Source organism: Flavonifractor sp. An10 (genome assembly GCF_002161215.1).
Taxonomy (GTDB): domain Bacteria; phylum Bacillota; class Clostridia; order Oscillospirales; family Oscillospiraceae; genus Flavonifractor; species Flavonifractor avistercoris.
Genome location: NZ_NFMB01000004.1, coordinates 233125 through 258540 on the forward strand (window position 1 = coordinate 233125; position 25416 = coordinate 258540).

Below are 25416 nucleotides of genomic sequence, written 5' to 3' on the forward strand. Positions count from 1 at the left end.
GGCGGTACGGATGAAGAGACTGCTGCTGGTGGTGGACTACCAGAAGGACTTTGTGGACGGGGCCCTGGGCTTTGCCGGCGCGGAGAAGCTGGACGGGCCCATTTCGGCCAAAATCGCCCAATACCGGGCCGCGGGGGACGACGTGGCCTTCACCATGGACACCCACGGCCCCGACTACCTGGACACCCAGGAGGGCCGGAAGCTGCCGGTGCCCCACTGCCTCCGCGGCTCCGACGGCTGGCAGCTCTACGGCGAGACCGGGCAGGCCCTGGACAGGGGCCGGGACAAGGTGCTGGAGAAGCCCGCCTTCCCCTCCCTGGAGCTAGCCGAGTGGCTCCGGGGCCGGGGGTATGACCAGGTGGAGCTGGCGGGGCTGGTGTCCTACCTGTGTGTGCTCTCCAACGCCGTCATGGTCAAGGCCGCCCTGCCGGAGGCGGAGATTATCGTGGACGCATCCTGCACCGCCGGGCCCGATCCGGCTCTCCACGCCAAGGGCCTGGACGTGATGGAGGCCCTCCAGATCACGGTACTGAACCGATAAAGGTTGTGAAACAGATGAAGGAACACATGAACTATACCCTGCTCTGCGACTTCTACGAGCTCACCATGGGCAACGGCTACTTCCAGACCGAGGGATACGCCGATCAGATCTGCTACTTCGACGTGTTCTTCCGCAACGTGCCCGACGGGGGCGGCTTCGCCATTGCCGCGGGGCTGGAGCAGGTCATCGACTATATCGAAAACCTCCGCTTTACCGAGGAGGACATCACCTATCTGCGGGGCAAGGGCTGCTTCTGCGAGGAATTTCTGAACTATCTGCGGGACTTCCGCTTCACCGGCGACATCTGGGCCGTGCCGGAGGGCACCCCCATCTTCCCCCGGGAGCCCATCCTCACCGTCCGGGCGCCGGCCATCGAGGCCCAGTTTATCGAGACCTTCCTGCTGCTCACCCTGAACCACCAGTCCCTCATCGCCACCAAGACCAACCGCATCGTCCGGGCCGCCGACGGCCGGCCGGTGAGCGAGTTCGGCTCCCGCCGGGCCCAGGGCCCCGACGCGGCCATCCTGGGGGCCCGGGCGTCCTACATCGCCGGCTGCGCCGGCACCGCCTGCACCCTGGCCGACGAGATCTACGGCTCCCCCGCCGGGGGCACCATGGCCCACTCCTGGGTGCAGATGTTCCCCGACGAGTATACCGCCTTCAAGACCTACTGCCAGCTCTACCCCCACTCCGCCACCCTGCTGGTGGACACCTACAACGTGCTCAAGTCCGGCGTGCCCAACGCCATCAAGGCGTTCCAGGAGGTGCTGCTGCCCCAGGGCATCACCCATTGCGCCATCCGGCTGGACAGCGGCGATCTGACCTACCTGTCCCGCAAGGCCCGGAAGATGCTGGACGCGGCGGGGCTCACCGAGTGCAAGATCGTGGCCTCCAACTCCCTGGACGAGTATATCATCCGGGATCTGCTGCTCCAGGGGGCCAAGATCGACTCCTTCGGCGTGGGGGAGCGGCTGATCACCTCCAAGAGCGAGCCGGTGTTCGGCGGCGTGTACAAGCTGGCCGCCGTGGAGGACAAGGCGGGCAACATCATCCCCAAGATCAAGATCAGCGCCAACCCGGCCAAGATCACCACCCCTCACTTCAAGAAGGTGTACCGCCTCTTCGACAACGAGAGCGGCAAGGCCTTTGCCGATCTGATCACCCTCCACGACGAGACGGTGGAGGAGGGGAAGCCCCTGGAGCTCTTCGACCCCGACGCCACCTGGAAGCGCAGCGTGTTCACCAATTTCACCGCCAAAGAGCTGCTGGTGCCCGTATTCCGGGCCGGTAAGCGGGTGTACGACTCGCCCCCCATCGCCGAGATGCGGGCCTACTGCGCCGGGCAGATCGACCTGCTGTGGGACGAGGTCAAGCGCTTTGAGAACCCCCACAACTACTATGTGGATCTGTCCCAGAAGCTGTGGGACATCCAGCAGGAGCTGCTGGAGCGGGAGGGCAAGTAACAGAAAGCCCATCCCCGTTACCACCGCCCCATGGAGGCACCGGCCTCCCGGCGGCGCGCCTGCGCGGCGGGCGCCCCGCTTTTGATGGCAAAAGCGGGGGGAAAACCAGCAGGGGAAGGGATTTCGATTTCCCTTCCCCTGCACCCTATCCTTAAAACGACCAAAAAGGGGGCTCCGGCCCCCTTTTTGGATTTTCCCCCAAGCTGTCCTACAGGTAGCTTACCAACCGAGGGGGCTTACTTTGTAACGCCCCCTCGGTTCGCGGCACGCGGCGGCCCCGGCGCACTCTGTAGGGGCGGATAGTATCCGCCCGAATCCGTAGGGGCGACCTGTGGTCGCCCGCCCCATGGAGGCACCGGCATCACCGCTCTGTGGCGCGCGACGACTCGGCGCGCGTGTCACCCCCGTGTTCCGTCATACCTCAAACATCCCTCCCGGCTGTCACGCCGGGAGGGATGTTTATGGCAACGTATACAGAAAATTACCAGCTGCACCAGTGGGTGCCCGAGGACGATTTCCTCAGAACCGACTTCAACACGGACTTCCAGAAGATCGACACCGCGCTGGCGGGACTCCAGACCGCGCTGGACGGGAAGTGCCGCATCCGGGAGGGAAGCTACAACGGCAACGGGAGCACATCCCTGCGGACGGTGGCCACGTCGGGCACCCCCAAAGTGCTCCTGCTGTCCACGGGGAGCAGCGTCTTTGCCGTCCTGGACAACGGCAAGACCGTCAACCGGGTCACCGTCATCAACAACGGCTTCCGCATCGAGGCCGGTTCCGGCGACCCCAACCAGAGCGGGAAGACCTACCACTTCGCGGCCTTCCTGTAAAAAAGCCCCCCGGGCCAGATGGCCCGGGGGGCAAGTGCCAGTGTCTAATGGTTGCGATTAGCGGGTGGTGTTGTCGTAGCTCACGCGCAGGGTGACGGTGTCGGTCACGGTAGCGCTGCCGTCAACATCGCCCTTGTCGGAGGTCAGGGTGACAGTGACATCCACGGTGTAGCTGAACGCGCCGGTTCCGGTGGTAGCGTCCCAATCGGGCTCGTTGCTGAAGGAAACCTTCACGTCGCTGCCCCACTTCGCCATGGCCTTGATCTGCTTCTCGATCTCGTCCTTGATGGCTTTCTCAGTGACCTTCTGATTAGTGACCTCGTAAGCCTTCAGGCTGTCCAGACCGTCCGCGATCAGAGCCTTGTCACGGTCAACGCGCTCCTCGCCGTTGGCGGACTTGACAGTCACGGTGATGACCTGATCCTTGCCCTCCTGAATGCCCTTGAAGGTGAGGGTGAACACACCGTCCTTGGGGGTGGCGGTAGAGATCACATTGGCAATGTCGCTGGAGGTAGTACCCTTGCCGCTGACGCGGTTCGCGAGGTGGGTACCAGTCACAACGTCGACATCCTTGTCAACAAGGAGCGTGTAAGCATCGTCGGAGCCAGTCAGCTCACCAACAGCACCGCTCTTGTTATCGCTGTACAGGGTCACGTTAGCCTTCTGAGCGGGCTGCTTAGACACAACGACAGTCAGATAGTAATAGTCAGACTCAGTCCCATTCTCAGCTTCAATCTTGAACTTGATGGTGCTGCTTCCGCCGTCCACAACATCCTTCAGAGCCGCAGTGCTTTCCCACTCATTCCCACCAAGGCCGAAATACTTACCGGTGTCGTGACCGATGGCAACGACATCAGCGTTCTTATCAGCGGGCGTAACCTCAACCTTCTTCTCGGTGGTGTTGATGGCCTGCTCATAGGTCAGCTCCACAGTATACTTGGTAGCATCTTTGGCATCCGCCTTAGCAGCCACACCCTTGACGGTAATGCTGCTCACATCGGTGTTGTCGCTCTTCTCGAGGACAGTCACAGCGATGGTGTAGGTGACGGTGACGGAGCCCTCCTTCACCAGACGGATGTTGAAGCTGTTGGTGCCGTTGGCAGTGATCTCAACCTCGGCCTTCTCATCGTTGGCCTTAGCAACAACATCCTTCACAGCGATGGGGGCGTCACCGGCCTCGGTGGCGCTCAGGGTCACGGTGCCGGTCTTGGTGGACTGGTTCAGAGTGACCTTCACTTCTTTGACAGTAACGCTCTCCAGCTTCAGGTCGGAGACCACGGGCTCCTCGGTGCTGCCGGTGCCGTTGGCGTTCAGGGTGCCCTCGGAGGACTCGTTGTAGCCGTCGGGCTTCACGGTGACGGTCAGGACGCCGTTCTTGTTCACGGTGACGCTGTTGGCATCAATGATGGTGCCGGGCAGGGAGACCTCGCCGTTGTTGATCACCACATTGTAGCCGTTGACGTCCATGTTGCGGATGATGCCGTTGGTCTGCTTGATGTAGCCCTTGGTGGAAGCAGAACCGACGGTGATGTCGCCGGTGGTGCTCACATCAGTGGCATTGGCCAGGTTCAGAGTGCCGTTGACCACATCAACGCCGCCGTAGACGGTGAAGTCGCCGTAGACGGTGACCACACCGGCGTCAGAGGTGTTGCCGATGGTCAGGCCGCCGGAGCAGATCAGCAGATCGCCGGAGGCAACCAGGGTGTTGTCGCTGTACACGGCCGCGCCGCGCTGGATGTGGTAGTTGGTGGCCTCCAGGTGACCGTTGACAGTGAGGGTGTCCACGTTCACGTCGCCGCGCACGTACACGCTGCTGTTCACGGTCAGGTCATTGACATAGCCGTGATCGCCGGACTTGTCGGCATCCAGGATGCTGCCATACACGCCGATACGGGCCTTGGTGGTGGTATCCTCGGTCAGGTACAGGTTGCCGCCCACCTGAGTGGGAACGGTGATGGTGCTGTTGTTATCGCCGGTGGTGTTGTCCACAGTGTAGTCACCGGTGACGCGGAAGGTGCCGGCGCCGGTGATGCTGTGGTTGTTCTCGACGACATCGCCGTCAACCTGGAAGATGATGCCCTCGGGGATCACCAGGTCGCTGTTCAGGGTCATGTCGCCGTGCCACAGGATGTTCTTGCCGTCGCGGTAGGCCTCGTAGATCTCCATCTCAGCCCACATGCCGGTACCGGCCCAGATGTCCACGTAGTTGGTCAGATCCCAGTTGAAGTTGTAGCCCAGGCCGGTGGTGTCGTCCTCGTCCAGATCCCAGATCCAGGCGGTGCGCACCTGACCCTCGGACACGATGGCCACGGTGTTCACGTACACGTTCTGGTGGAAGGTGCCGGTGGACACGTCGTCGCCGCCCTTCTCAACCTCGGTCACGTCCCACACGTTGGCGGTGGTGGGCAGGGACAGGTAGTCTTCCACGCCGGTGCCGTCGTTCAGGGCGATGGTGCGGTTGATCAGCAGGTCGGCCACGCCGAAGGTGTTCCACATGGTGCCGATGTCATAGGTGCCGTCGGCGTTCTCGGAGTAGCTCCAAGCCTTCATGTAGTGGTAGTCGTTGTCCTTGTCGAAGTAGTCACCCTCGTCGTCGACCTTGATGGTCTCGGCGGTGCCGTCCTCAAAGACAACGTTCAGCTCCAGGGTGTCCTTGCCGATGGCGTTGGCGGACAGAACCAGCATGTAGTCGGCGGCCACGGTGTCGGGCTCAGCCTCGAACAGGATCACGCCGGCCAGGTCGGAGGCCACATAGGTGCCGTCGGTCTTCTTCTCCAGCACGGGGTAGACCTGGACGTCGGTGTTGCGGTCAACGTCGCTCATCTTGTCCCAGCCGGTGGCCACGCCGTAGACATACTCGTCATCGGTGGTGGAGGAAGTGTTCTTGTCGTCCAGGTAGTAGTAGAAGGCAACGGTGTCCAGATCCACCGCGTAGGTCTTGGTGCCCTGGCGGCTGGGCAGGCCCTCGCCGTCATCCAGATCGGAGGCAGCCACGGTGATGCGGCCGTAGCCGTTGTCATAGCCGCTGGTGGTGGTGTACTGGAGGTTGTCGTTGTTGATGGGGTTGCCGTCCATGAAGATCACGGTGCCGTTGTCGGCGACGCCGGCGGTGGTCTTCACGTTGGTGTCGTCGTCGATCTCCAGGGAGGCCTTCTCGGCGGCGTCATCGTTGGCGAAGGTGTTGCCCTGCAGCACGGACTCGATGGTCAGCTCGTCGCCGGCCTCGTTCAGGCTGTAGGTGATGATGGAGCCAGCGGCGCGGCCGGTCTTGTAAGCGTCGGTCACGACGTTGCCGTCCTCATCCTGCACCACGTCGCGGGAGCCCAGGTAGTACTCCAGCTTGGTGTCGTTGCTGGCGCTGTCGGCAAAGGTCTTGACATCGATTTTGTCGATATCCTCGAAGGCCTTGGCGGACTCCTTCCAGTTGATGTCATAGGTGTTCTCGGTGCCGTCGGCCATGAGGATCTTCACCTCGCCGCCGCGGGTCAGAGCGTTCTGAGTCCAGGCGGAATCCAGCACCAGAGCGTAGTTGGTCACGATCTCCTCGGCGGGACGCAGAGCGACCACGTAGCCGTGGGAGTCCAGGATAAAGTCGTAAGCGGTGTCGAAGCCGGGCATCTCCTTGGCGTCGTCGATGTCAAAGCGGGTGACGTCCACGTCCACCAGAGAGGCGGCATCCAGGATGAAGGACTGGCGGTACTCCTCGTCGTTGACGGTGATGTACAGCTCGTTGTCCTTATCGCGATCCACGCGGGTCATGGTGCCGGTCACGATCTCGGGCAGGGAGATGTAAGTCCGGCCGCCGTACTGGACGTAGAGGATCAGATCCTCGGCCTCCAGCTCCAGAGCGTCGATGGGGGTCACACCCTCCAGGGACACGTCCTCGGCGCTGACCATGTCGGCCAGGTCGATGGTCACGGTGTTGTGGGCACCGTCAGCGGCCAGCTGGGTGTTCTCGTCACGCTCGGGGGTGTAGAAGGAGACGGTCTCCTTGGTGGCATTGTAGCGGGCGACCTCGGACAAGGTCTCCTGCAGGTACAGCACGTACTCGGCGATGCCGTCATCGTCGTTGTCGATGACCTGCACCTCAATGCCGTTCAGGTTGAAGTCATTGCCCTGGGCCTCGGTGTAGTAGTACTCGTTGATCCAGTCAATGGCGTCTTCCTCGTTCTTGAAGTAGCCGTAGTTGACGTAGTACTCGGTCTCGTCGTCGTTCACGGCCACGCCGGTGCCCTTCAGGTAGTCCTTCACGGTGTCCTCGGTGGCGGCGGTGAAGTTGATGACGTTGGCCTCGTCGTCAGTGGCCACGCCCAGCACCTTGGAGTTGGCCAGGATGGTGGTCTTCTCCACGTACATGGTGACAGCCTTGCCCATGTACTCAACAGGGGTGGTCACATTGAAGGTCACGGGCTCGGTCTCCTTCACGCCCTCCTCCACGCGGGTGTTGGAGGTGGTGGAGTCATACCAAACCACGTTGGCCAGGGTGGTGCGGCCCTCGCGCAGAGCCTCGTCAGAGTCGGTCTGCTGCAGCTGAGCCCACTCGTTGGCCACAACCACGCCCTCGACGCGGATCACGCCGAACACGTAGCTCAGGATGGTGCGGTGGTCGGCATAGGACAGCGCATAGCCGTTCTGATACTGCTCGATCATCTCCACGTCCATGGCGTTGTAGATCAGCAGAGCCGCGTCGTCGCGGTTCAGAGGAGCGCTCACGTCCTTGTCGAAGTTGCGGAAGATGCCCAGCTCGTGGGCCAGGGCGGCGGTGTTCAGCGCCCAGTCATCGCCCACCAGGCCCTCGATCTCAGCCTCGTAGCCCAGCGCGGTCAGCAGCATCTTGGCGGCCTCCACGGCGGTCACGTTGGCGGAGGGGTCGAAGGTGCCATTGCCGCGGCCGGCAATGACGCCAAGGGTGTAGCAGTAGTTGATGTAGCCCTTGGCCCAGTTGGCGCTGATGTCAGTCAGGCCGCTGTTGACGTTCATGTACAGATCGTCACAGTTCTGGTTGTTGCTCAGCATGACGGAGATCATCTTCGCCATCTGAGCGCGGTCTACATTCTCGCCGGGCGCATAGGAACCATCGGGCTTGCCCTCGATGATCTCCAGCGTGGTGAGCATGGAAACCGCATCCTTGTTCACGATCTCTCCGCGGTCGGAGAAATCGTTGTAGCTCACAGCGGAAGCGCTGACAACCATCATGCCGATGAGCATGGCGGCGGCCAGCACCAGGCTGAGAGCCCGTTTGAGGTTTCTCATCTTGGATTTTCCTCCTTCTAAAATTTGAGGCCGGAGTTGCCATATAGTCCCAATATCCGGTAAAATAGGGAAATCAGAGCCGTATGACGACCCTTACATCAGACTAGAAGTAAGGAAATCTAGAGATGTTTTGGCGTTTTGATCTGGTTTACAGCTCAAAAGTTCCCATGGTAGACATTTGGTAGACACGAGGCGGCAAAAGAAAGGGCGCGCAGCGGGAAACCGCTGCGCACCAATGGGTTGCGGGATTAAATTGGTAGACATTTGGTAGACATGAATATAAATAAAGTCGGCAGAGTGCGCGGAACAAGAATAGGGCTTCGACCTGCGTTTTCCCGTGCGTAATTCGTGTGTAAATTTGACCCTTTTCTTCGGAATTTCAATCCAATATAAGGAAGCGAACAACTAAACATGGAACCCGCGAAACGGTTGGGAGAGTAATAAAAAATCCGCAATCCCTTGTAATCAAAGAATTGCGGATTTGGTGACCCGATGCGCTTGGCGCTCGAACACCTTCGGCCGCTCCGTCTATCTCCGCCAATGTGATCGTGCGGTTGTCCCCGGAGTAATTGAAGGTGATCGTTACCCGGTCATCATAGACAAACACCGCATTCACAAAGATGTCAATAATCCGCCGCTGACTCTCCGGCTCGTCAAAATCCAGGGAGCGGAATTGCAGCAGGAAGAATTTGATATGCTCCCGGGTCAGCCGAAGGCCGCTGATCAACTCCGCATCCGCCAAGGCAGTTTCCAACGCCGCCTTCTGTTGTTCCAGTTCGTCCATGCGGGTTTTGGTGGCCGAACTTAAGATCCCTGCCTCCAGCGCACGCACCAGGTTGGCGATGGCTGTCTCCACCTGTTTCAGTTCCTCATGGAGCGCATCTGTGTAGGAGGTTTCGGTATTCTGCTCGACATAGTACTGATAAGTCCTCTCCGCAATGAAGTCGATCATCTCGTCGCTCATTACGATGGCCTTGGCCTTTTCCAGTACCAGTTGTTCGATCCACTGCTTTTGAACCGCCTTCTTTTTGCAGGTGCGGTTCTTTTTCTTCTCCAGGCAGTTGTAATAGAAATATTTTGTCCCGCTCTTTCCTGTCCCACATTCGCCTACCATGGTATGGCCGCACAGACCGCAGAACAGTTTGCCTGTCAGCAAATACTCCGCCTTTGTCCACTTCCGGGCCGGCGCCCGCTTGTTCTGGATCAAAAGCCGCTGGACTTTTGCAAAGGTTTCTGCATCAATCAAGGCCGGGATCTGCGCCTCCGGGTACTCCTTGCCGTCGTAATGGTAGACGCCGATATACTTTTTATTTTTCAGCACAGAGCGGATACTGTTGATGGTCAGCGGCTTCCCTTTCCTTGTCCGCAAGCCCTCCGCGTTGAGATGTTCGATAATCTCCTTCTGGGTGTTCCCAGCGGCGTACATCTCAAAGATGCGCCTAACCAGCGGCGCGGTCTTAGGATCAGGCTCCAGATGCTTGTCCGGTCCCGTCCGATACCCCAGCGGGAGCGTACCGCCCACACTCTGCCCCTTGCGGGCCACATTGTCCATGCCCCTCTTGACATTGGTGGCCAGTTGAACGGAATAGTATTCCGCCATCCCCTCCAGAACCGCCTCCAAAATGATGCCCTCCGGGGTATCCGGGATGCTCTCCGCCGTATAGAGTACCTTGACGCCGTTCTTTTTGCATCGATATTTGTTGAAGGCGATTTCTTCCCGGTTGCGCCCAAAGCGGTCGATCTTCCAGATAATAATCGCCTCAAACTGGTGTTTTGCTGTGTCCTTCAGCATCTGCTGGAACTGTTCCCGGTCATCATTTCTGCCTGTCTGTGCCCGGTCGATGTACTCATGGATGATGGTGTAGCCGTGTTCCCCAGCGTATTTGTAGGCGGAGGCCAACTGTCCTTCAATCGACTGTTCCCCCTGCTTGTGGCTGGAGTATCTGGCGTAGACAACGGCGTTCATGTTGTCCCGCCCCCTGTCATGGATGGCAGATCCAGAGCCATCCGCACCATCGCTTTCTCTTTCTGGCCCGCCTTGTCATAGGCCCGTGCCACCTGCCGAGCCTCCGCTGTGATGTCCGTGGGCTGATAGCGCCGGTCACCGGTCCACACCTCCAGCGGCACCCCCAGCGCATCCGACAACTGCATGGCAATGGGGAGGGGCGCGTCCTTCATCTGGCGGATGATGATCGTCCGCACCTGCCGGTCTGTCAGTCCGCTGATCTGCGTCATCCCCGGAATGTCCAGCCCCATCTGCTCCATCACATCCAGGAGAATTTTATAAAAGGGCGGATGATCCTTGGGGCACAGGGAATTGAAGGCCGCCTCCTCCGCGGAATCCCCCATCAGGTAGTCGGCGGACACGTTCAGCCTCTTTGCGTATTCCTGCACCTGGGTGATCTTCGGGATGCGCTGCCCGATCTCGTAGCGGCTGAGGACCTGCTTGGATGTCCCCAGCATCTGAGCAAACTCGTCCTGGGACATCCCCTTCTCCTTCCGGATGGCCCGCAGGCGGTCACCGAAGGAGGCATAGGTCACATCCACGGCCACATCTGTATCCGGATATTCCTTCTTGAAAAACTCCATACGCCGGTCCTCCTTTTGGAATGCCTAAACCTATTAAAGCACATCTTGTCAACAAAATCAAGTTTTATTATGCAACTCTCTGATTTTATCACCGTATAGTTGACTATATTGATTTTTCATGCTAAACTGGCCTCATCGATCCTCTGGATGCTTTTCTTTTATCCGAAAAGTCACCATTTGATTGACAGGTAAGGAGGTGATATAAAACTGATACCGCAATCCAGATCATCCCGAAACTGATCCCACGGGTGGAACAAAAAATACTGTGCGCCACATTTCTGGAGGCGGTGTTCCGATTTTACGAGGACCCGAAGAACCGGGACGCCTTTGAGCGGTGGCGCGCGGGGAAAGGAGGAAACGCGATTGGACAAACGGACAGCGGAGCAGTTGCGGCGGAACTACCCTGACTATGTCCCTCTGGACGTGGCGGCGAAATATCTGGGCGTCTCCCGCCGGCAGCTCTCCTGGCTGATCGCCGAGGGACGGGAGCCCTATGCGTCTGTCGGCGGCAACATCGGCAAGAAACAGCGGTATGCCCGTGTCTATACCGAGCCGCTGATTGCCCTGCTCTGCGGGGATCGTGAGGCTGGCGAGTAAATCGCTCTGCGCCGGGCGGAGCGGGGCGGCAATTCTGCCGTTTCCGCATCCGTCCGGCAGTTTTAAGGAGGAATGTGATGAAGAACAAACTGCACGAAAACCAACTATACTTACTGCGTCACCTGGCCCGGTTCCAGATGCTGTCCTACCCGGATTGCCTGGAACTGCTGAATACAGTGGGGACGAAGAACCGCACCGCCCTCTCCTATGCTTTTCGGCCGCTGACGAAGAACAAATACGTCTCCAAACAGCGGGACGGCTGTGTGTCCATCTTGGCGAAAGGCCGCGCCCTGTTTCCTGGAGTAACGCCCCTGATCTCCACCGGTGGTGGAGCCGCGGAGCGCCGCCGGGTCATGGAGGTGTCCCGCATGGCCGCTCTCATGGAGCGCAGTGGCGTTCCCTGTTTCGGAGAACTTCAGGAATTTGTTCAGCTGTATTTCATTCCCTCCGCCTGCTGGCGGAAGATCGTCCTCGGCATCCTGTCCACCACCCGCTTTGCCGGGATGCTGATGGCGGGGGAGGAGCGGCTGGCGGTCTATGACATTGGGGACGGCCGCATAGAGTGGCAGGGGCGGGCGGAGGGCTCCCTGTTCCATCCCCGGTACGGCTCTTATGCGGTGCAGGCCACCGGGATGCTCTTGATCTGCCGGGACGGGCTGCGAAACAGTGTGGCGGAGCAGATCATCCGCTACACCATGTGGCAGAGACGACAACTGCTCTGCGACCGCCTGCCCGCCCAGCGGGAACGGCCGGTGCGGTGGTCACGGGCCCCTATCCGCCTGCGGAAACTGTATGGGCGGGTCTATCTGACCACCCCATCCCGGTTCCGCCGGGATCTGGAGCGCATCTTGGCTGTCCCCGGGGAGATCCGGGCCCGGTGCGGCGATGACGGTATTCCTCTGCACGACCCGGCCCAGGGGGACTATGAGCGGGGAAACTACCGGGGCTTTGTCTGCTACGCCGCCGATCTGCTGAAGTACGTCTACTTCTTTTCTGCTGTCCGGGCACTGATGCGGATGCTGGACGCTCCGGGCACCCAACCGCCGGCTCTGCGGTATGAAATTTACATCCATGAGGGGGACGAGGGCCTTCTGGCCCTGTACCCGGACTGCCTGGACTTGGAGGGATTGAACATCTATGTATATCAACCTAAGGAAGACCCTGCGGGACATTGAGCGGCGTCTGCCAGAGTGCCGGGAGCCGACTCAGAGGGAACTACGGCAGGCCTACGATACGGTGCTGCGGTTGCGGAGCCAGGTGCTGGCGGCGCTGCGGGACCGGGAGGATTTTGAAGGGGCACAGGGGCCGGAGGGCGAAAGGATCGCCGCCCAAAAGAGCGGCGGGGCATTGTGGGGGCGGACGGTGATCCTCAGTTTCCAGGAGCCCCTGCCTTCTCAAAAAGAACTGACGGCGGCGGTGGAGGAACACTGGGTAGATATGCTGCACGCCGCCTTTCAAAAAGCGGCGGAGCAGGGGACGCTTCCCCATTTTCAAAAGGCCCTGGTGGTGATCCACATCGCAACGCCCAGGGGCAGCGACAACACGAAGGTATGGGACACCTCCAATCGGGCCATCCAGGTCATCCTCAACAACCTGAAGGGCGTGCTCTTCCCGGACGATGATATGGAGCATATGGCCTTCGCGGTGGCGGGATATTGGGCAGGGGGGGATGGGTACACCATCGTCCAGGTCTCCGATTTCAGCGAATGCCAGCAGTTTTTCCGCATTCCCTATGAGCGTCTGAGATCCTCATTGGGAATCGACGCGGCAGATCTGCAAACTGACACATTGGGAACTGAAATTCAGTGAACTGCACAAATCGGCGTAAACGCTTTATCATGGGGAATTCCAACCGTGGAGGGGTTCTGTGCGTTGTTTCCCGGCCAAATTTCCCCGCAAGGGTGAGCGCCCCGGTGGGAATGGCGTCCGCCATTCCCACCGGGGCCAACTCTCTTTGTATGTCGTTCTCCGGGGCGGTTCTCCCTGCGCTTTGGACAGACGGCAAATACCGGTTCCGTTGTCCTCCGATGCAAGCCTAAATCTGAAACCGCCGGATGCAGGTCAGGAGCGTAACGCACAGTTCCTGATACACGTCCTCGTCAAAGAGCCCGTTCACCACCGACTCCTTCATCAGAAGGGGCTGGTAGAGTGACAAAAGTTTCTCCTGCGCTCGCTGATCCCCGGCCTGCGCCCGGAGCAGCAGTTCCTTAAAGTTCAAGCCCATCACCTCGTAGCATCTCTCTGATCTTATAGATCACTCGGTAATAAGCGGCGGTCACACCCTTGTAAGTCAGGCCAAGTTCAGCGGCCAACTCGGTGAACGTCCGCTCGTCCAGGACATGAGCGTAGAAGATGTAGCGGTCCCGTTTCTCGATCTGGCGGAGGATCTGCTCCAACCCGATGGTATCAAACTGCGTGGGAGAATTGAAGTAGACGTCCACCGTGATCAGGCCGGGAATGTCCTGCCAGGAGTCATCAAAGCACTCGTGGTCACAGACCCGGCTTCTGATACGGAAGAGGTCGATCTTTCTCCGCTGGATGGCCGTCTTTAGATACCGGGTGAATTGATTTTGCAGGATGTTGGACTCACCCTGCCCGTTGTTCCGAAAATTCAAATGGTTTCCCTCCTATGCACCAAAGTTTTGCAAAACTTTGATAGCACGGGAGGGCCACGGCATCCGGCGGTGCCCCAATTTAGGAGGCGAAAATCGTCCGGCTCGCACCGTCAATTCTTACAGCATCCGCATGACGCACCTCACAGTTTACTCGATTTGAATGGACACGCTCCCGGTCACGCCCTCGCCCCAGACACCGAGATAGACGCTTCCGCCGCCCACCTCGATGGTGCCGGAGTAATCCCCGCTCTTGGACAGCAGGAGCACCGGGTCCTCAGAGCCGGAGCGCAGGAAGATGGTGGCCTCCCCCTCTTCGACGGTAAGGGAGCAGGTGACCTCCACCGTATCCCCGGCCTCCCGGTCCAGCGTGGTACCGCCAAAGAGCAGTTCCGTACCGGAGAAGTCCTCGTAGTCAGCCGCATAGGTGCCGGTGTAGTCGTCCTCGCCCCGGACACGCTCCCCCTGGAGGGAGCGGTCCGGCGTCAGCGCCCAGGAGCCGGCGGTATCCATCAGCGAGCTGTAGGCGTCCAGAATGGCGTCCTTCACTGAGTCATCCGTCGCGTCGGCCGCGGCGTCGAGGGCTGTGTCTGTCATATCCGCCAGGGCGCCGGTGACCTGGCCTGTCCCTTCTGCCAGGCCACCCAGAACCGCATCCGTTCCATCCGCCAGGGACTGTAGCATACCGGAACAGCCGGACAGCAGAAGGGTACAGAGCAGACCGCACAGCAGCAGCGGTGCCCATCTTCTTTCTCGTTTTTCTTTCATTATGTCCTCCTTGCCTGCCGACGGCCCCGGCCCTTGGCCTTCTTCGGTTTCACCTGCGCTCCCTTGCTGCTGGGGCGGGACATCAGCAGGAGCACCGCAGTCAAGGCGATGATAGCCCCCATGCCCAGAAGGGACAGCGGAATGCTGGGTGCCTGGGTGGCCCCATTGTATTCCTGCATATCAAAGCCGGCCAGCACCAGCGCCGCGGAGAATGGGTAGGCGGAGAGCAGAAACCCGCTCTTGAAGAACAAAATGCAGTAGCCCAAGAAAAAGGTCAAGATGGAGCCGCCCAGATAGGCGCCCCGCATCTGCCCAAAAATCAGGATCATGGGCATACACACCAGGAAGGTGGTCAGCGCCGCGGCCACCACCTGTCCCCCCTGCTGGAGGATCACCCCAGGCGTCAGCCCTGGGAGGCCCGCCAGCGTCCCTGTGAGCACCGTCACGGCCACGCTGTAAAGGCCGAACAGCAGGGACAGCAGGCCGGTGACCGCCAGCTTGCCCCCCAGGAGCCTGGGGTAGGACACCGGAACGGTGAGCAGGTTCTTCATGGTGTCGTGGGTGCTCTCCCGGTCGATCAGCCATCCGCCGATCATCACCAGGGAGATGGGGAGAAACACCTGGGTGTTGCCCCACACCACATTGGCGAACAGGTGGAGCATATCATAGTTGGGGTCCCGGATCTCCGGGTTCACGATCAGCTGGCTGCCGTACTGCACCACCGGACAGAGGGCCAGAGCCACAATGCCCACCAGCAGGATCTGGCACTGCCGCAGCTTCCACCACTCCGTTTGAATCATCTTCCACATATGCAACACCTCCTCAAACGCCCTGGCGCTTGTAGACCAGCGCGATCAGGGCCAGAAACACCGCGGCCTCCGCCCCGGTCACCAGAAACGCCTGGGCGGTGGTGACGAAATAGGGGCTGACCCGCTCCAAAAGCCCCAGCATCTCGGCACCGGCATTAGAAAAGTCGAGATACTGGAAGTACCACCGGAAGGTCAGCGGCCCAGGGAGCAGCGTCCCCAGGTTCAGGCCGAAGGGCTGGGTGATGAAGAGGTCGTTCAGGCCGAAGATGTAGTTGACGGCGGTATAGAAAAAGGTGATGATCACGGAGATGATGTAGCTCCGGTTCAGCAGCACCACCAGCAGGATACAGGGCAGTGCCCCGGCCCACATCATGATCCCCTGGCCGATGCCCACAAAGAAGAGCCGCCAGAAGCCCACCGGCTCCCATCCGGCGGCCAACACGATTAACAGAACCACCAGACCACCCACCGCCATGAAGGCGATGGAAAAGAGAAACAGCAGGGCCATCTTTGCCATGGCCAGGGCCGGCTTGCTCACCGGCACCGTCATCAGGTTTTTCAGCGTGTCATTGTCCTGCTCCTCAAAGAGCAGGTTGGAGGCCAGCACCACCAGGGCCGGCATGAGCAGCAGATAGGCGCTCATCTGGAACAGGGTGGACATCATGCCGTCCACCGCCTCAGCCCCGCTGGTGAACTCCTGAAAGTCCGGCAGGAACAGGGCGCATCCCAAAGGGATCAGGGCGGACACGGCAGCGGCGGCAAAGAACAGGGGCTTGCGCCGCAGCTTGGCAAATTCACACCACAGGAGTTTAAGCAATGCCCTCACCCCCTGTGATGCGCTTGAAGTAGTTCTCCAGGGTGTCCTCGTAGAGATGGGCGTCGGACACCACCAGCCCCGCCTCCACGAACCGCCGCACCGCCGCGCCGGTGTCCAGACGGAGATCCCGGACAGTCAGATCCCGTTCATTCTCCACTGTGACGGCCTGGACGCCCATCTCCTGCTGGAGCAGCTGGGCGGCCACCGGCGCATTGGACACGGTAAAGCGGAGGACTTTCCCGTTTTTCCGCTCCAGCTCCGCCAGGCTCTCCTCCTCCAGGAGGACACCGTGGTCGATGATCCCGATGTCGTCGGCCAGCAGGGCGATCTCGGAGAGGATGTGGCTGGAGATCAGGATGGTCTTTCCCCGTTCGTCACACAGCGCCCGGATGAAATCCCGCACCTCGGCGATGCCGATGGGGTCCAGGCCGTTGATCGGTTCGTCCAGAATCAGCAGCTCCGGGTCGTGCATCACCGCCAGGGCGATGGCCAGCCGCTGTTTCATGCCCAGGGAGTACTGGGCGTAGCGCTTCTTGTCCCGGTACGGCAGGTTCACCAGCTCCAGCGCCCCCTTGATGTAGTTGGGACTCTTGAGGCCCCGGAGCCGGGCGAAGATCTGAAGATTCTCCGTCCCGGTCAGGTTGGGATAAAATCCCGGGGACTCGATGAGGCTGCCGATGCGGGGCAGGATGCGTTTCTCGTTCCCCTTCAGCGGCCGGCCGAAGATGGACACTGTGCCGGATGTGGGGGCGGTCAGCCCTAAGAGCATCTTCATGGTGGTGGTCTTGCCCGCCCCGTTGCGCCCCAGGAGACCGTAGATACGGCCCCTTTGCACATGGAGATCCAGGTTTGAAACGCTGACCTGGTCCCCATATCGTTTGGTCAGGCCTTTCGTTTCGATGATACAGTCGCTCATAAGCGGTACCTCCTTTGCATGGTAGCAACAGGATAGCACCCGAACCTTGAGATAACGCTGAGCCAACCTTAATTTTTCTCTGAGATTTTTCCGCGGGCATAGGCAGGCCGCTGCTTTGGTGGTATCATAAAGCCAAAAGAAAGGAGGCGGACCGCATGGAACATAAGATTTTGTTGGTGGATGATGACCGGGACCTGTTGGAGATGCTGTGCTCCATCTTCCGCCGGGCGGGCTATACCGAGCTTGTGACCGCTTCCTCCGGCCAGGAGGCCCTCCAGGCTTGGCGGGAGCAGCAGCCGGCGCTGATTGTCCTGGATGTGATGATGCCGGGTATGGATGGTTTTGAGGTCCTGCGGGAGATCCGCCGCACCAGCCATGTCCCCGTCCTGATGCTCACCGCCCGGGGAGAGGCAGAGGATCGTATTGAGGGCCTGGAGATCGGGGCGGACGACTATCTCCCCAAGCCCTTTCTGCCCAAGGAGCTGCTCTTGCGCGTGCAGGCCATCCTCCACCGGACTTACCCGGAACCAAACCGGACGGTGGTACTGGCGGCCTCCACAGTGGACCTGGAGAGGGCGGAAGTTTGGAAGAACGGGGAGCGATTGCCCCTGACCGCCAAGGAACTCCAGCTGTTCCAGAAACTCTATGAGAACGCCGGGCGGATCGTCACCACCGGTATCCTGTGCGAGGCCATCTGCGGGGAGTTCTGGCAGGGCTACGAGAGTACCCTCTCCACCCATATCCGCCACCTGCGGGAGAAGATCGAGGAAAACCCCTCCAAGCCGGTCTCTCTGGTGACGGCCAAGGGGCTGGGATACCGGCTCAATCTGAAGGGGGCGAAGTCGTGAACCCGGTACAGCGGTTTTTCCGGCGATACATTTTCTCTACCATTGGCATTCTGGCGCTGTTCCTCGTGGTGAATCTCCTGCTGGTCCTGACGGTTCTGACCGCTGGATACATGAGCGGGACAGACAACGGATTATCTGTCCGGTCGGTCTCCAGCCATGTGACGGAACAGGGCGGCGTCTGGACGGCGGACGACACGGCGCTGGCCCTGCTGCAAGAACATGACGCCTGGGCCATGCTCCTGGACGAGAGCGGCACGGTGGTCTGGGAACAGGGGCTTCCCGAGGAGCTGCCACGGTCCTACACCAGCGCCCAAGTGGCCTCCTTCAGCCGCTGGTATCTCCAGGACTATCCGGTGAAGGTGTGGAGCCGGGAGGACGGTGCCCTGATGGTGGTGGGCTTCGCGCCGGACACCTTAGTGAAATACTACTTTTCCATGGAAAAGCCCTCCCTGCTGATGTTCCTGATGGGCTCCATCGTGGTCTTTGTGTGCAATCTGCTACTGATGATATTTCTGATGCTGCGGAATGCCCGCCGGGTGGAGAAGGCCATGTCACCCATTTTGCAGGGCATCCAAGATTTGAGCCGTGGCAGTTACCAGTCTTTGGACGAGCGCGGTGAACTGGCGGAGATCAACGCGGGGCTGAACCGTGCCGGGGATTACCTGATGCGCAAGGACAACACCCGGGCGGAGTGGATCCGCGGGGTATCCCACGACATCCGCACCCCCCTCTCTATGGTGCTGGGCTACGCCAGCGAGCTGGAGGACGACGATGCCCTCCCAACTGAGGCCCGGCAGCAGGCGGGGATGATCCGTCGGCAGGGGGAGCGTCTGAAATCTCTGGTGGACGATCTGAACCTGACCACCAAGCTGGAATACGCCCTCAAGCCCATCCGCCGGGAGGCAGTAGATCTGGTGGAGATCGGGCGGCAGGCGGTGAGCGAGGTGCTCAACAGCGGTCTGCCGGAGCGGTATGAGATTGCATTTTCCGAGGCACATCCGGGCCGCGCCGCCAGAATAGAGGGCGACGCCGCCCTGTTGCGGCGGATGCTGGACAATCTGATCCGCAACAGCATCGTCCACAATCCCCAGGGATGCCGAATCTCTGTTACGGTAAGCGTGGAGGATGGACGATGCACCTGCACGGTGACGGACGACGGCACCGGGATGGGCGCCGCCCGGCTGGAGGCGCTGAACCGGGAGGCGGACGTCCCCAGCACCCAGGGCGGCGAGCACGGCCTGGGCCTCAAGCTGGTGCGGCAGATCGTGAAGGCCCACGGGGGAACGGTGCGGTTCCGGCAGGCTACACCGCAGGGGTTGAAAGTTTCTATTGTCTTTTCTACAAGTCATGATGAATGAAAAATTGTCTTTAAAGACCATCCGCCTTTTCTATATCTGTTCAGCCGTGCTTTAAACTTACTTGCAAAACACTTGTGTGCCATTGCACCGGTTTTTGTTGTTAACAGAACAGAAAAAGAAGATGAATTGCCTTGTTTCTCGGCAATTCATCTTCTTTTTCTATTGGTGCACGAAATCGTGCGATTTTTTATTAATTGTGGATTATATTTATTAAAAATCTTTGTCAACCACCAATTATGTTGACGGAAAAAACCGTGAGGTGATACAATGTTCCCAGCGGGGGGTGTCTGCATGAAAATGAATCGGCTACTTATTAGCAGTTCTATGATAGCTGCAATGTGTGAAAAAAGCGCAACTGATAATCTTAAACTGCTGGAACCGTTTGTAATAGTATGCCTTTCAGATTTATTCGTTCCTGGTGAACAGATAAAAAAAGAAAAAGTTATTTCGCTCTTAGAGCAACGATTTGCTTTTCAAGAGATGCCAACAGCTGTCTTAGACAAGATACTATCCCGCATATCCCAAAAAGGGGATAAGATTGTACGTTCTCTAAAGATAAGTGGTGAAGATGGAAGACAATTCATATTTGTTGAAAAGCCAGAAAACCTTTTGACACAATTCAAAGTACAAGAAACTCAGGCTACTCATGATACAGACGAAGTGTTGCACAAGATATCTGATTGGGTAAAAAAAGAAGCCCCATCTCTGAAAGTCACAGAAGATGAATTGAGATGTTGTTTAGGGACATTTTTTGAAGATCATGGGTTTGATGTACTATATGAAGTAGACGAATTGCGAAATTCAACCATTGGGAATACTGATGCAATCCATTATCAGATCGGGCGCTTTATATTAGACTGCCAAGAAAATGATTCTAGTATATTTGATAAAATTGCCCATTTAGCAGAGGGTATGATGATCGCATCGGCTATTTATATTGATACCGCACTTCCTTCAAGACATGTAGCAAAGCGTCGATTATCTGAGGTTAATGTGTACCTTGACACAACTTTTTTGCTATATGCTCTTAATTATAAAACGCCATTTCAAAAGGCTTCTGCAGATGCGTTGCTTAATCTGTTAAGAAGTAACGGTGCACATCTCTATGTTTTTCAGCAGCATTTTTATGAAATAGAAGATATATTGAAATCTTTTCGAGACCGGGATGGCTATAGCACAAAAAATTACCAGCATTTAGAAAGACTGGAGGAAGAAGAATATACTTCGATAGAGATTGATCTCGAAATAAAAAAATTAGAGTCATCTTTGAAGACTCTAGATATTTTAGTTGCCCACAAAACATCTTATACAGATGGAAATGGAAAACTATTTTCGGAAAAGACATCTTATATTGACTATAATGGATTAAAAAGTCACCTCGCCAATAAGATACCACAATATGGAAAACGCCCAACAATGCTCATTAATGATACTGAAGCCATCAGTTCTGTTATAATAGAACGATGTGGCTTGCGCTATGATAACATAGAATCTTGTCCAGCTATTTTTGTAACAACAAACTATGCTCTTGTGCGAGAAAGCAATCAATTTCTTCGCTATCCAGTTTACTCGATGCTCATAAACCCAATAATGAGTGACATTGATATCACAACTATTTTATGGCTAAAGTATGGGATGAAGAGCACAAATATACCATCACTAAAACTAATCGAATATGCTAGGTCAGCGATGGCACCATCTGCATCTGTAATGGAAACCTTTTATGGCATTACTAAACGATTGGCTGCATCAGGAGAGCTTACTGAGGATGAAGCGGCAGACCTTCGCTATAGTGCCTATGCTCGTGCAGAAATTACTGCATACTGCGGTGGAAATGCAGCAGTTTTAGACGATACCTCTGTACTGGTTGTGCGTGATCGTTTGAAAAGAAAATATACCGCAGATGTAACTGCTCAGTTACAGGAAGCCCTTGCTAAAACAACGGCAACAGAGGATATGGCTAAACAAGCAAATAAGAGAGCTACCTCCAGTGAATCAAAATTATCTGATGCAACTAAAACAATTAGAGCAAATATTCGAAAAATATACCGTTCGGCAGAAGATGATGCAAAAAAATTTGCAAGCAAATGTGCGTGTATTATAAAACGTATCATAATAGCCGCTATTGCAATACTTACAGCGGTTACAACTGGAGCCGTTGCAAAAATCACTTTTTCCACAGAGGATATAAATCTTGTGTATATAATTTCTGCATTAACGACTGTAGCCAGCATAATCATAATGTGGATTCCCGCTTTTTCGTTGTCCTCAAAAATTTACAATACAATTTATAGGAAATGTTTTGATAAGCGCTATGCTAAAAATATCTCCGGTCAGGTAGAATAAATTTCGCAAAAATAAAAAGAGACATGGTTTGCAGATCTCTGGTAGAATGAAGTCGCGACACACCATTCGAAAGGAGACAGCAAACCATGTCCGAGAAAATTGTACAGCTAAACGAAGAAGTTATCAAGGGGCAGCTCAAGGAACTTGTACGCGGAAGTGTAGAGGAAACCCTCAACGAGCTGCTGGAGGCTGAGGCAGAGAAATTGACTCAAGCAGCCCGGTACGAGCGTAATGAGCAGCGCCAGGGCTACCGCAGCGGCCACTACAACCGCAACCTCACCACCACTTCCGGGGATGTCACCCTCAAGGTGCCTAAGCTGAAAGGGATCTCCTTTGAAACGGCTATCATTGAGCGGTATCGCCGCCGGGAAAGCAGCGTGGAAGAGGCTCTCATTGAGATGTACCTGGCCGGCGTATCCGTCCGGCGCGTGGAGGACATCACCGAGGCCCTCTGGGGCAGCAAGGTCTCACCCTCCACCATCAGTGAGCTGAACAAGAAAGCGTATGTCCACATTGAGGATTGGCGGAACCGCCCTCTGCAGGGCGGACGCTATCCGTATGTCTATGTGGATGGGATCTACCTGCGCCGTAACTGGGGTGGAGAGTTTGAAAATGTGGCTATTCTGGTGGCGATTGCGGTCAATGAGGACGGATATCGTGAGGTTCTTGGCGCTGCCGAGGGTATGAAGGAGGACAAAGCCAGCTGGGTCAGTTTCTTCCAGTGGCTGCATAGCCGTGGCCTGGATGGCGTGAAGCTCATTGTTGGCGACAAGTGCCTTGGCATGCTGGAAGCTGTGGGAGAAGTGTTTCCTGAGGCCAAATACCAGCGTTGTACCGTCCACTTTTACCGTAATGTGTTCTCGGTCACACCTCGCTCTAAGGTGAAGCTGGTAGCCAAAATGCTCAAGGCGATCCATGCTCAGGAGAGCAAGAAAGCTGCCCGGGAAAAGGCCAAGGCCGTGGTGGAGGAACTGCGCTCCATGAAACTGAAAGAGGCCGCCCAGAAGGTGGAGAATGGCATTGAGGAAACGCTGACCTATTGCGATTTTCCCAGTGAGCACTGGACCCGTATCCGTACCAATAATGTGATTGAGAGGCTGAACCGAGAGATCCGCCGCCGTACCCGTGTGGTTGGCAGCTTCCCGGACGGCAACTCAGCTCTAATGCTGGTTTGTGCCCGGCTGCGCCATGTAGCCGGTACTCAGTGGGGCAACAAGAAGTACATGAACATGAAGCACCTGGAGGCGACCTTGGAGGATGCCTCCATTGCTGGCTGACTTCATTTACGGCAGAGTCTGCGAACTAAAGTGCGAAAAATTCTTGACACGACCTCTCCCAAAACCAATCAAAAATTGACGAATGGAAAACGCTTCTTGACGCCATTAGTTTTAATAAAGTTTAAGAGATAGAGCCAAGGCCTTACGACCTTGGCTCTATCTCTTCGTTTACCGCAAATACATTCTTCACCACAAAGAGGGTTCGTATCTGCGCGTTTTGGGTTCAGACTCCAATCTGGATATTTTTGTTCAGCTATTCTCCAACTTTTGATTCTTCCCAATATCCCACCATATAGGTCATTTGTATCTGATAGCAGGAACCTGTTTTACCTTCTTACCAGCCCGCATTCCTTTCCGGTGCAAACACATATTTGAAGTTCGTTCAAAAAAACGATATCCCTTTTCCAACTGATCCCACACTTACAGCAGCACAGACCAATAAACTACTGCTTCATTTTTCGACCACAATTTAGGCAGACTCGCTTACTACTTATCTGTGTCCCTCCAACGGGTGGTAGAATTGTCAGGGTAGGAAATCAAAGCTTGTGCCCGCGCTTCCCCCTCTTGGGTAATTCGGATTAGAGATTTTCCGCAGTCGTTGAAGACCAACCCTGCATTATTCAGCCAGGCGAGAGTGTTGCGGTAGTAGTCCTTCCGGCTCAAGCAAAGCTTCTCTGCTGTTAGGATTGCTTTGTAGCGGATTCCTTCGATAGGGTATTCCTGCCAGGAAGTCAGATACACAAGTAAAACGTTTGGGACCACTGCTTGAAGGATATATGGGGCTTGTAAAGTACTGTCACCGCCATCTCGTGGATGCCAAGCTTTCTTGATATTCGATTTTACAATAAAGTGCGGCCTCACCAAACTCTGAATTATAAGAGACCACAGGCCATCGAAGATGCTTACAAGCCTGTTTTATCGGAAAGTGCTGTCTAAAGTTAGGTAGTGTCAAGGATTGGACCTGTTGACAAAGTTCCTCAAAACTCCAACCCTATGGTATAATTGAAATAAGGGGGATAGAGGATGATGGGACGGCAGAGCGGTCAGATAAGTATGTTGGTTCTGGACATAGAGGAACTGATTCCCGAAAATCATTTGCTAAGGCAAATCAATCAGCTGGTTTCATTTGATTTTATCTATGACCTTGCAGCACCGTATTATCCTGCCAATGGCCGTCCATCTGTCGATCCTGTCAGTATGCTTAAAATGCTGCTGGTGGGATACCTATACGGTATCAAGTCAGAGCGTCGGCTTGTCCAAGAAGTCCAGTTAAACATTGCGTATCGCTGGTTTTGCGGTTTCGAGCTCGGAGAGAAAATACCAGATCATTCTACGTTCAGCAAAACAAGAGTTCGTAAATGGAATGAAAGCAGCTTTTTCCACCAGGCTTTCCTTAAAACTGTTCGTTGTTGCATAGAGCAGAAACTGATAGATGGCAAAGAAATGGCCTCGGATGGCAGCTATATCCCCGCTGAAGTCTCCCGCAACAGCTGGATTGACGTAGAGGTAGAAGTCGAACAGAGTATGCTGAGCTATCTTGACGATTTGGATCAAGAACTTGCATCACAGCCAGGGTTCAAGAAGCCTCCAACCCGCACGGTCACAAAAAAGATTACAACAAGCACAACAGATCCTGAGTGTGGCTATATCCACCATGGGAGCAAACGAGGTGTGGGATACCTCATGGAAGCGACCGTAGATTGTAAACATGGGATTGTTACAGGAGTAGATGTATTCCCGGCAAATGAAAAAGAAAGCCTCTTAGTTTTGCGGCATCTGGAACGGCAGAAAAAACAGTTGGGCCTGTCTATGGAGAAAGTTGCTTTGGACAGAGGGTACGACACTGGTGCTGTTCACAGAGGGTTGGAACTATTGGGAATTACCGGGTATATTCCCGCCATCCGCTTTCCCAATGCCCCAAGTAAATATGGATTTTCATATGATCCGCAACAGGATACATTTATTTGCCCAATGGGACAATCTCTTGTATATCACCGTCTGAACTGCAATAAGTTCACAGGAAAATATCTTCGTTGTTACCAGGTACAGGGAGATGTCTGCCAGAAATGCACTCCCCGTAAGACTTGTTTTGATACGACCGGGGTGCGCAGAAGAATTTTGGCCAGCAGCTGCTATCCCGCGTTTTACAGAGGGCATTTAAGGGTCAATACTCCAGAATACCTGTGCATGATGAGAAAACGGAAAATTTGGGCTGAAGGCAGCTTTGCTGCTATGAAAAGAGAGCATAACATTTTGAAAATCAGGAAACGAGGCATTCTCGCAGCAACTGAGGAGCGCCTCCTGTCTGCCATGGCATTAAACCTCAAGAGGATGGCTAAGGCCATCTTTTCTGCAATATATGGATAAAATGTGGGCTGAGACGTAAGCG

20 protein-coding genes are annotated in these 25416 nt (G+C 56.4%); 11 read left to right on the top strand and 9 right to left on the bottom strand.

All coding sequences use genetic code 11. The features are described 5' to 3' along the window. Nucleotides 1–10: 10 nt before the first annotated feature. From B5E42_RS08590 to B5E42_RS08600, 3 genes are all read left to right on the top strand, one after another. Nucleotides 11–541, top strand: coding sequence for an isochorismatase family cysteine hydrolase (locus B5E42_RS08590; protein WP_087238675.1), 531 nt, complete (start codon nt 11–13; stop codon nt 539–541). Nucleotides 542–555: 14 nt separating this feature from the next. Next, nucleotides 556–2004, top strand: coding sequence for a nicotinate phosphoribosyltransferase (locus tag B5E42_RS08595; RefSeq protein ID WP_204244394.1), 1449 nt, complete (start codon nt 556–558; stop codon nt 2002–2004). A gap of 461 nt (nt 2005–2465) precedes the next feature. Then, nucleotides 2466–2837 carry a hypothetical protein gene (locus tag B5E42_RS08600; RefSeq protein ID WP_087238677.1) on the top strand — a complete coding sequence of 124 codons (372 nt, stop codon included), beginning with the start codon at nt 2466–2468 and terminating at the stop codon, nt 2835–2837. 57 nt (nt 2838–2894) lie between these two features. Here the strand turns inward: B5E42_RS08600 and B5E42_RS08605 are convergent, their stop codons facing one another. The 3 genes from B5E42_RS08605 to B5E42_RS08615 form a co-directional block, all read right to left on the bottom strand. After that, nucleotides 2895–8090 carry an S-layer homology domain-containing protein gene (locus B5E42_RS08605; RefSeq protein WP_087238679.1) on the bottom strand — a complete coding sequence of 1732 codons (5196 nt, stop codon included), beginning with the start codon at nt 8088–8090 and terminating at the stop codon, nt 2895–2897. 379 nt (nt 8091–8469) lie between these two features. Beyond that, nucleotides 8470–10056, bottom strand: a complete 1587-nt coding sequence (locus B5E42_RS08610) for a recombinase family protein (RefSeq protein ID WP_087238681.1) — start codon at nt 10054–10056, stop codon at nt 8470–8472. After that, nucleotides 10053–10679, bottom strand: a complete 627-nt coding sequence (locus B5E42_RS08615) for a helix-turn-helix transcriptional regulator (RefSeq protein ID WP_087238683.1) — start codon at nt 10677–10679, stop codon at nt 10053–10055. Before B5E42_RS08615 ends, B5E42_RS08610 begins: the two co-directional genes overlap by 4 nt. 363 nt (nt 10680–11042) lie before the next feature. Here B5E42_RS08615 and B5E42_RS08620 point away from each other — a divergent pair, with 363 nt between their 5' ends. The 3 genes from B5E42_RS08620 (at nt 11043) to B5E42_RS08630 (ending at nt 13085) form a co-directional block, all read left to right on the top strand. Continuing rightward, a complete protein-coding gene (locus B5E42_RS08620) occupies nt 11043–11276 on the top strand; it encodes a hypothetical protein (RefSeq protein ID WP_087238685.1) in 234 nt (77 codons plus the stop codon). Between the two features lie 77 nt (nt 11277–11353). Further along, nucleotides 11354–12451 carry a hypothetical protein gene (locus B5E42_RS08625; protein WP_087238688.1) on the top strand — a complete coding sequence of 366 codons (1098 nt, stop codon included), beginning with the start codon at nt 11354–11356 and terminating at the stop codon, nt 12449–12451. After that, a complete protein-coding gene (locus B5E42_RS08630) occupies nt 12414–13085 on the top strand; it encodes a hypothetical protein (protein WP_087238690.1) in 672 nt (223 codons plus the stop codon). Before B5E42_RS08625 ends, B5E42_RS08630 begins: the two co-directional genes overlap by 38 nt. A gap of 226 nt (nt 13086–13311) precedes the next feature. Here the strand turns inward: B5E42_RS08630 and B5E42_RS08635 are convergent, their stop codons facing one another. The 6 genes from B5E42_RS08635 to B5E42_RS08660 form a co-directional block, all read right to left on the bottom strand. Beyond that, entirely contained in the window at nt 13312–13500 is a 189-nt protein-coding gene (locus tag B5E42_RS08635) for a helix-turn-helix domain-containing protein (RefSeq protein WP_224765873.1), read from the bottom strand. Beyond that, nucleotides 13484–13891, bottom strand: coding sequence for a sigma-70 family RNA polymerase sigma factor (locus tag B5E42_RS08640; RefSeq protein ID WP_087238694.1), 408 nt, complete (start codon nt 13889–13891; stop codon nt 13484–13486). The genes B5E42_RS08635 and B5E42_RS08640 overlap by 17 nt, the downstream gene beginning before the upstream one ends. 147 nt (nt 13892–14038) lie before the next feature. Beyond that, nucleotides 14039–14656: a hypothetical protein gene (locus B5E42_RS08645; RefSeq protein ID WP_087238696.1), complete on the bottom strand. Its 618-nt coding sequence runs from the start codon at nt 14654–14656 to the stop codon at nt 14039–14041. Then, nucleotides 14656–15465: an ABC transporter permease gene (locus tag B5E42_RS08650; RefSeq protein WP_087238698.1), complete on the bottom strand. Its 810-nt coding sequence runs from the start codon at nt 15463–15465 to the stop codon at nt 14656–14658. The genes B5E42_RS08645 and B5E42_RS08650 overlap by 1 nt, the downstream gene beginning before the upstream one ends. Nucleotides 15466–15478: 13 nt before the next feature. Then, entirely contained in the window at nt 15479–16291 is an 813-nt protein-coding gene (locus B5E42_RS08655; protein ID WP_242967068.1) for an ABC transporter permease, read from the bottom strand. Continuing rightward, nucleotides 16275–17198 (bottom strand): ATP-binding cassette domain-containing protein, encoded by a 924-nt coding sequence (locus tag B5E42_RS08660; RefSeq protein ID WP_087238703.1) that lies wholly within the window; start codon nt 17196–17198, stop codon nt 16275–16277. The genes B5E42_RS08655 and B5E42_RS08660 overlap by 17 nt, the downstream gene beginning before the upstream one ends. A 155-nt stretch (nt 17199–17353) precedes the next feature. Here B5E42_RS08660 and B5E42_RS08665 point away from each other — a divergent pair, with 155 nt between their 5' ends. From B5E42_RS08665 to B5E42_RS08680, 5 genes are all read left to right on the top strand, one after another. Next, entirely contained in the window at nt 17354–18046 is a 693-nt protein-coding gene (locus B5E42_RS08665; RefSeq protein WP_087238706.1) for a response regulator transcription factor, read from the top strand. Further along, nucleotides 18043–19404 carry a HAMP domain-containing sensor histidine kinase gene (locus B5E42_RS08670; protein ID WP_087238708.1) on the top strand — a complete coding sequence of 454 codons (1362 nt, stop codon included), beginning with the start codon at nt 18043–18045 and terminating at the stop codon, nt 19402–19404. Before B5E42_RS08665 ends, B5E42_RS08670 begins: the two co-directional genes overlap by 4 nt. 291 nt (nt 19405–19695) lie before the next feature. Continuing rightward, nucleotides 19696–21750, top strand: coding sequence for a hypothetical protein (locus B5E42_RS18830; RefSeq protein ID WP_141242496.1), 2055 nt, complete (start codon nt 19696–19698; stop codon nt 21748–21750). A gap of 86 nt (nt 21751–21836) precedes the next feature. Next, nucleotides 21837–23027 carry an IS256 family transposase gene (locus tag B5E42_RS08675; protein WP_087237682.1) on the top strand — a complete coding sequence of 397 codons (1191 nt, stop codon included), beginning with the start codon at nt 21837–21839 and terminating at the stop codon, nt 23025–23027. Nucleotides 23028–24050: 1023 nt separating this feature from the next. Further along, nucleotides 24051–25394: a transposase gene (locus tag B5E42_RS08680; protein ID WP_087238710.1), complete on the top strand. Its 1344-nt coding sequence runs from the start codon at nt 24051–24053 to the stop codon at nt 25392–25394. The last annotated feature ends 22 nt before the right edge of the window (nt 25395–25416 follow it).

Coding starts and splice junctions, on each gene's coding strand:
- B5E42_RS08590 (WP_087238675.1), top strand. CDS start 11: ATGAAGAGACTGCTGCTGGTGGTGGACTACCAGAAGGACTTTGTGGAC.
- B5E42_RS08595 (WP_204244394.1), top strand. CDS start 556: ATGAAGGAACACATGAACTATACCCTGCTCTGCGACTTCTACGAGCTC.
- B5E42_RS08600 (WP_087238677.1), top strand. CDS start 2,466: ATGGCAACGTATACAGAAAATTACCAGCTGCACCAGTGGGTGCCCGAG.
- B5E42_RS08605 (WP_087238679.1), bottom strand. CDS start 8,090: ATGAGAAACCTCAAACGGGCTCTCAGCCTGGTGCTGGCCGCCGCCATG.
- B5E42_RS08610 (WP_087238681.1), bottom strand. CDS start 10,056: ATGAACGCCGTTGTCTACGCCAGATACTCCAGCCACAAGCAGGGGGAA.
- B5E42_RS08615 (WP_087238683.1), bottom strand. CDS start 10,679: ATGGAGTTTTTCAAGAAGGAATATCCGGATACAGATGTGGCCGTGGAT.
- B5E42_RS08625 (WP_087238688.1), top strand. CDS start 11,354: ATGAAGAACAAACTGCACGAAAACCAACTATACTTACTGCGTCACCTG.
- B5E42_RS08630 (WP_087238690.1), top strand. CDS start 12,414: ATGTATATCAACCTAAGGAAGACCCTGCGGGACATTGAGCGGCGTCTG.
- B5E42_RS08635 (WP_224765873.1), bottom strand. CDS start 13,500: ATGGGCTTGAACTTTAAGGAACTGCTGCTCCGGGCGCAGGCCGGGGAT.
- B5E42_RS08645 (WP_087238696.1), bottom strand. CDS start 14,656: ATGAAAGAAAAACGAGAAAGAAGATGGGCACCGCTGCTGCTGTGCGGT.
- B5E42_RS08650 (WP_087238698.1), bottom strand. CDS start 15,465: ATGTGGAAGATGATTCAAACGGAGTGGTGGAAGCTGCGGCAGTGCCAG.
- B5E42_RS08660 (WP_087238703.1), bottom strand. CDS start 17,198: ATGAGCGACTGTATCATCGAAACGAAAGGCCTGACCAAACGATATGGG.
- B5E42_RS08665 (WP_087238706.1), top strand. CDS start 17,354: ATGGAACATAAGATTTTGTTGGTGGATGATGACCGGGACCTGTTGGAG.
- B5E42_RS18830 (WP_141242496.1), top strand. CDS start 19,696: ATGAAAATGAATCGGCTACTTATTAGCAGTTCTATGATAGCTGCAATG.
- B5E42_RS08675 (WP_087237682.1), top strand. CDS start 21,837: ATGTCCGAGAAAATTGTACAGCTAAACGAAGAAGTTATCAAGGGGCAG.
- B5E42_RS08680 (WP_087238710.1), top strand. CDS start 24,051: ATGATGGGACGGCAGAGCGGTCAGATAAGTATGTTGGTTCTGGACATA.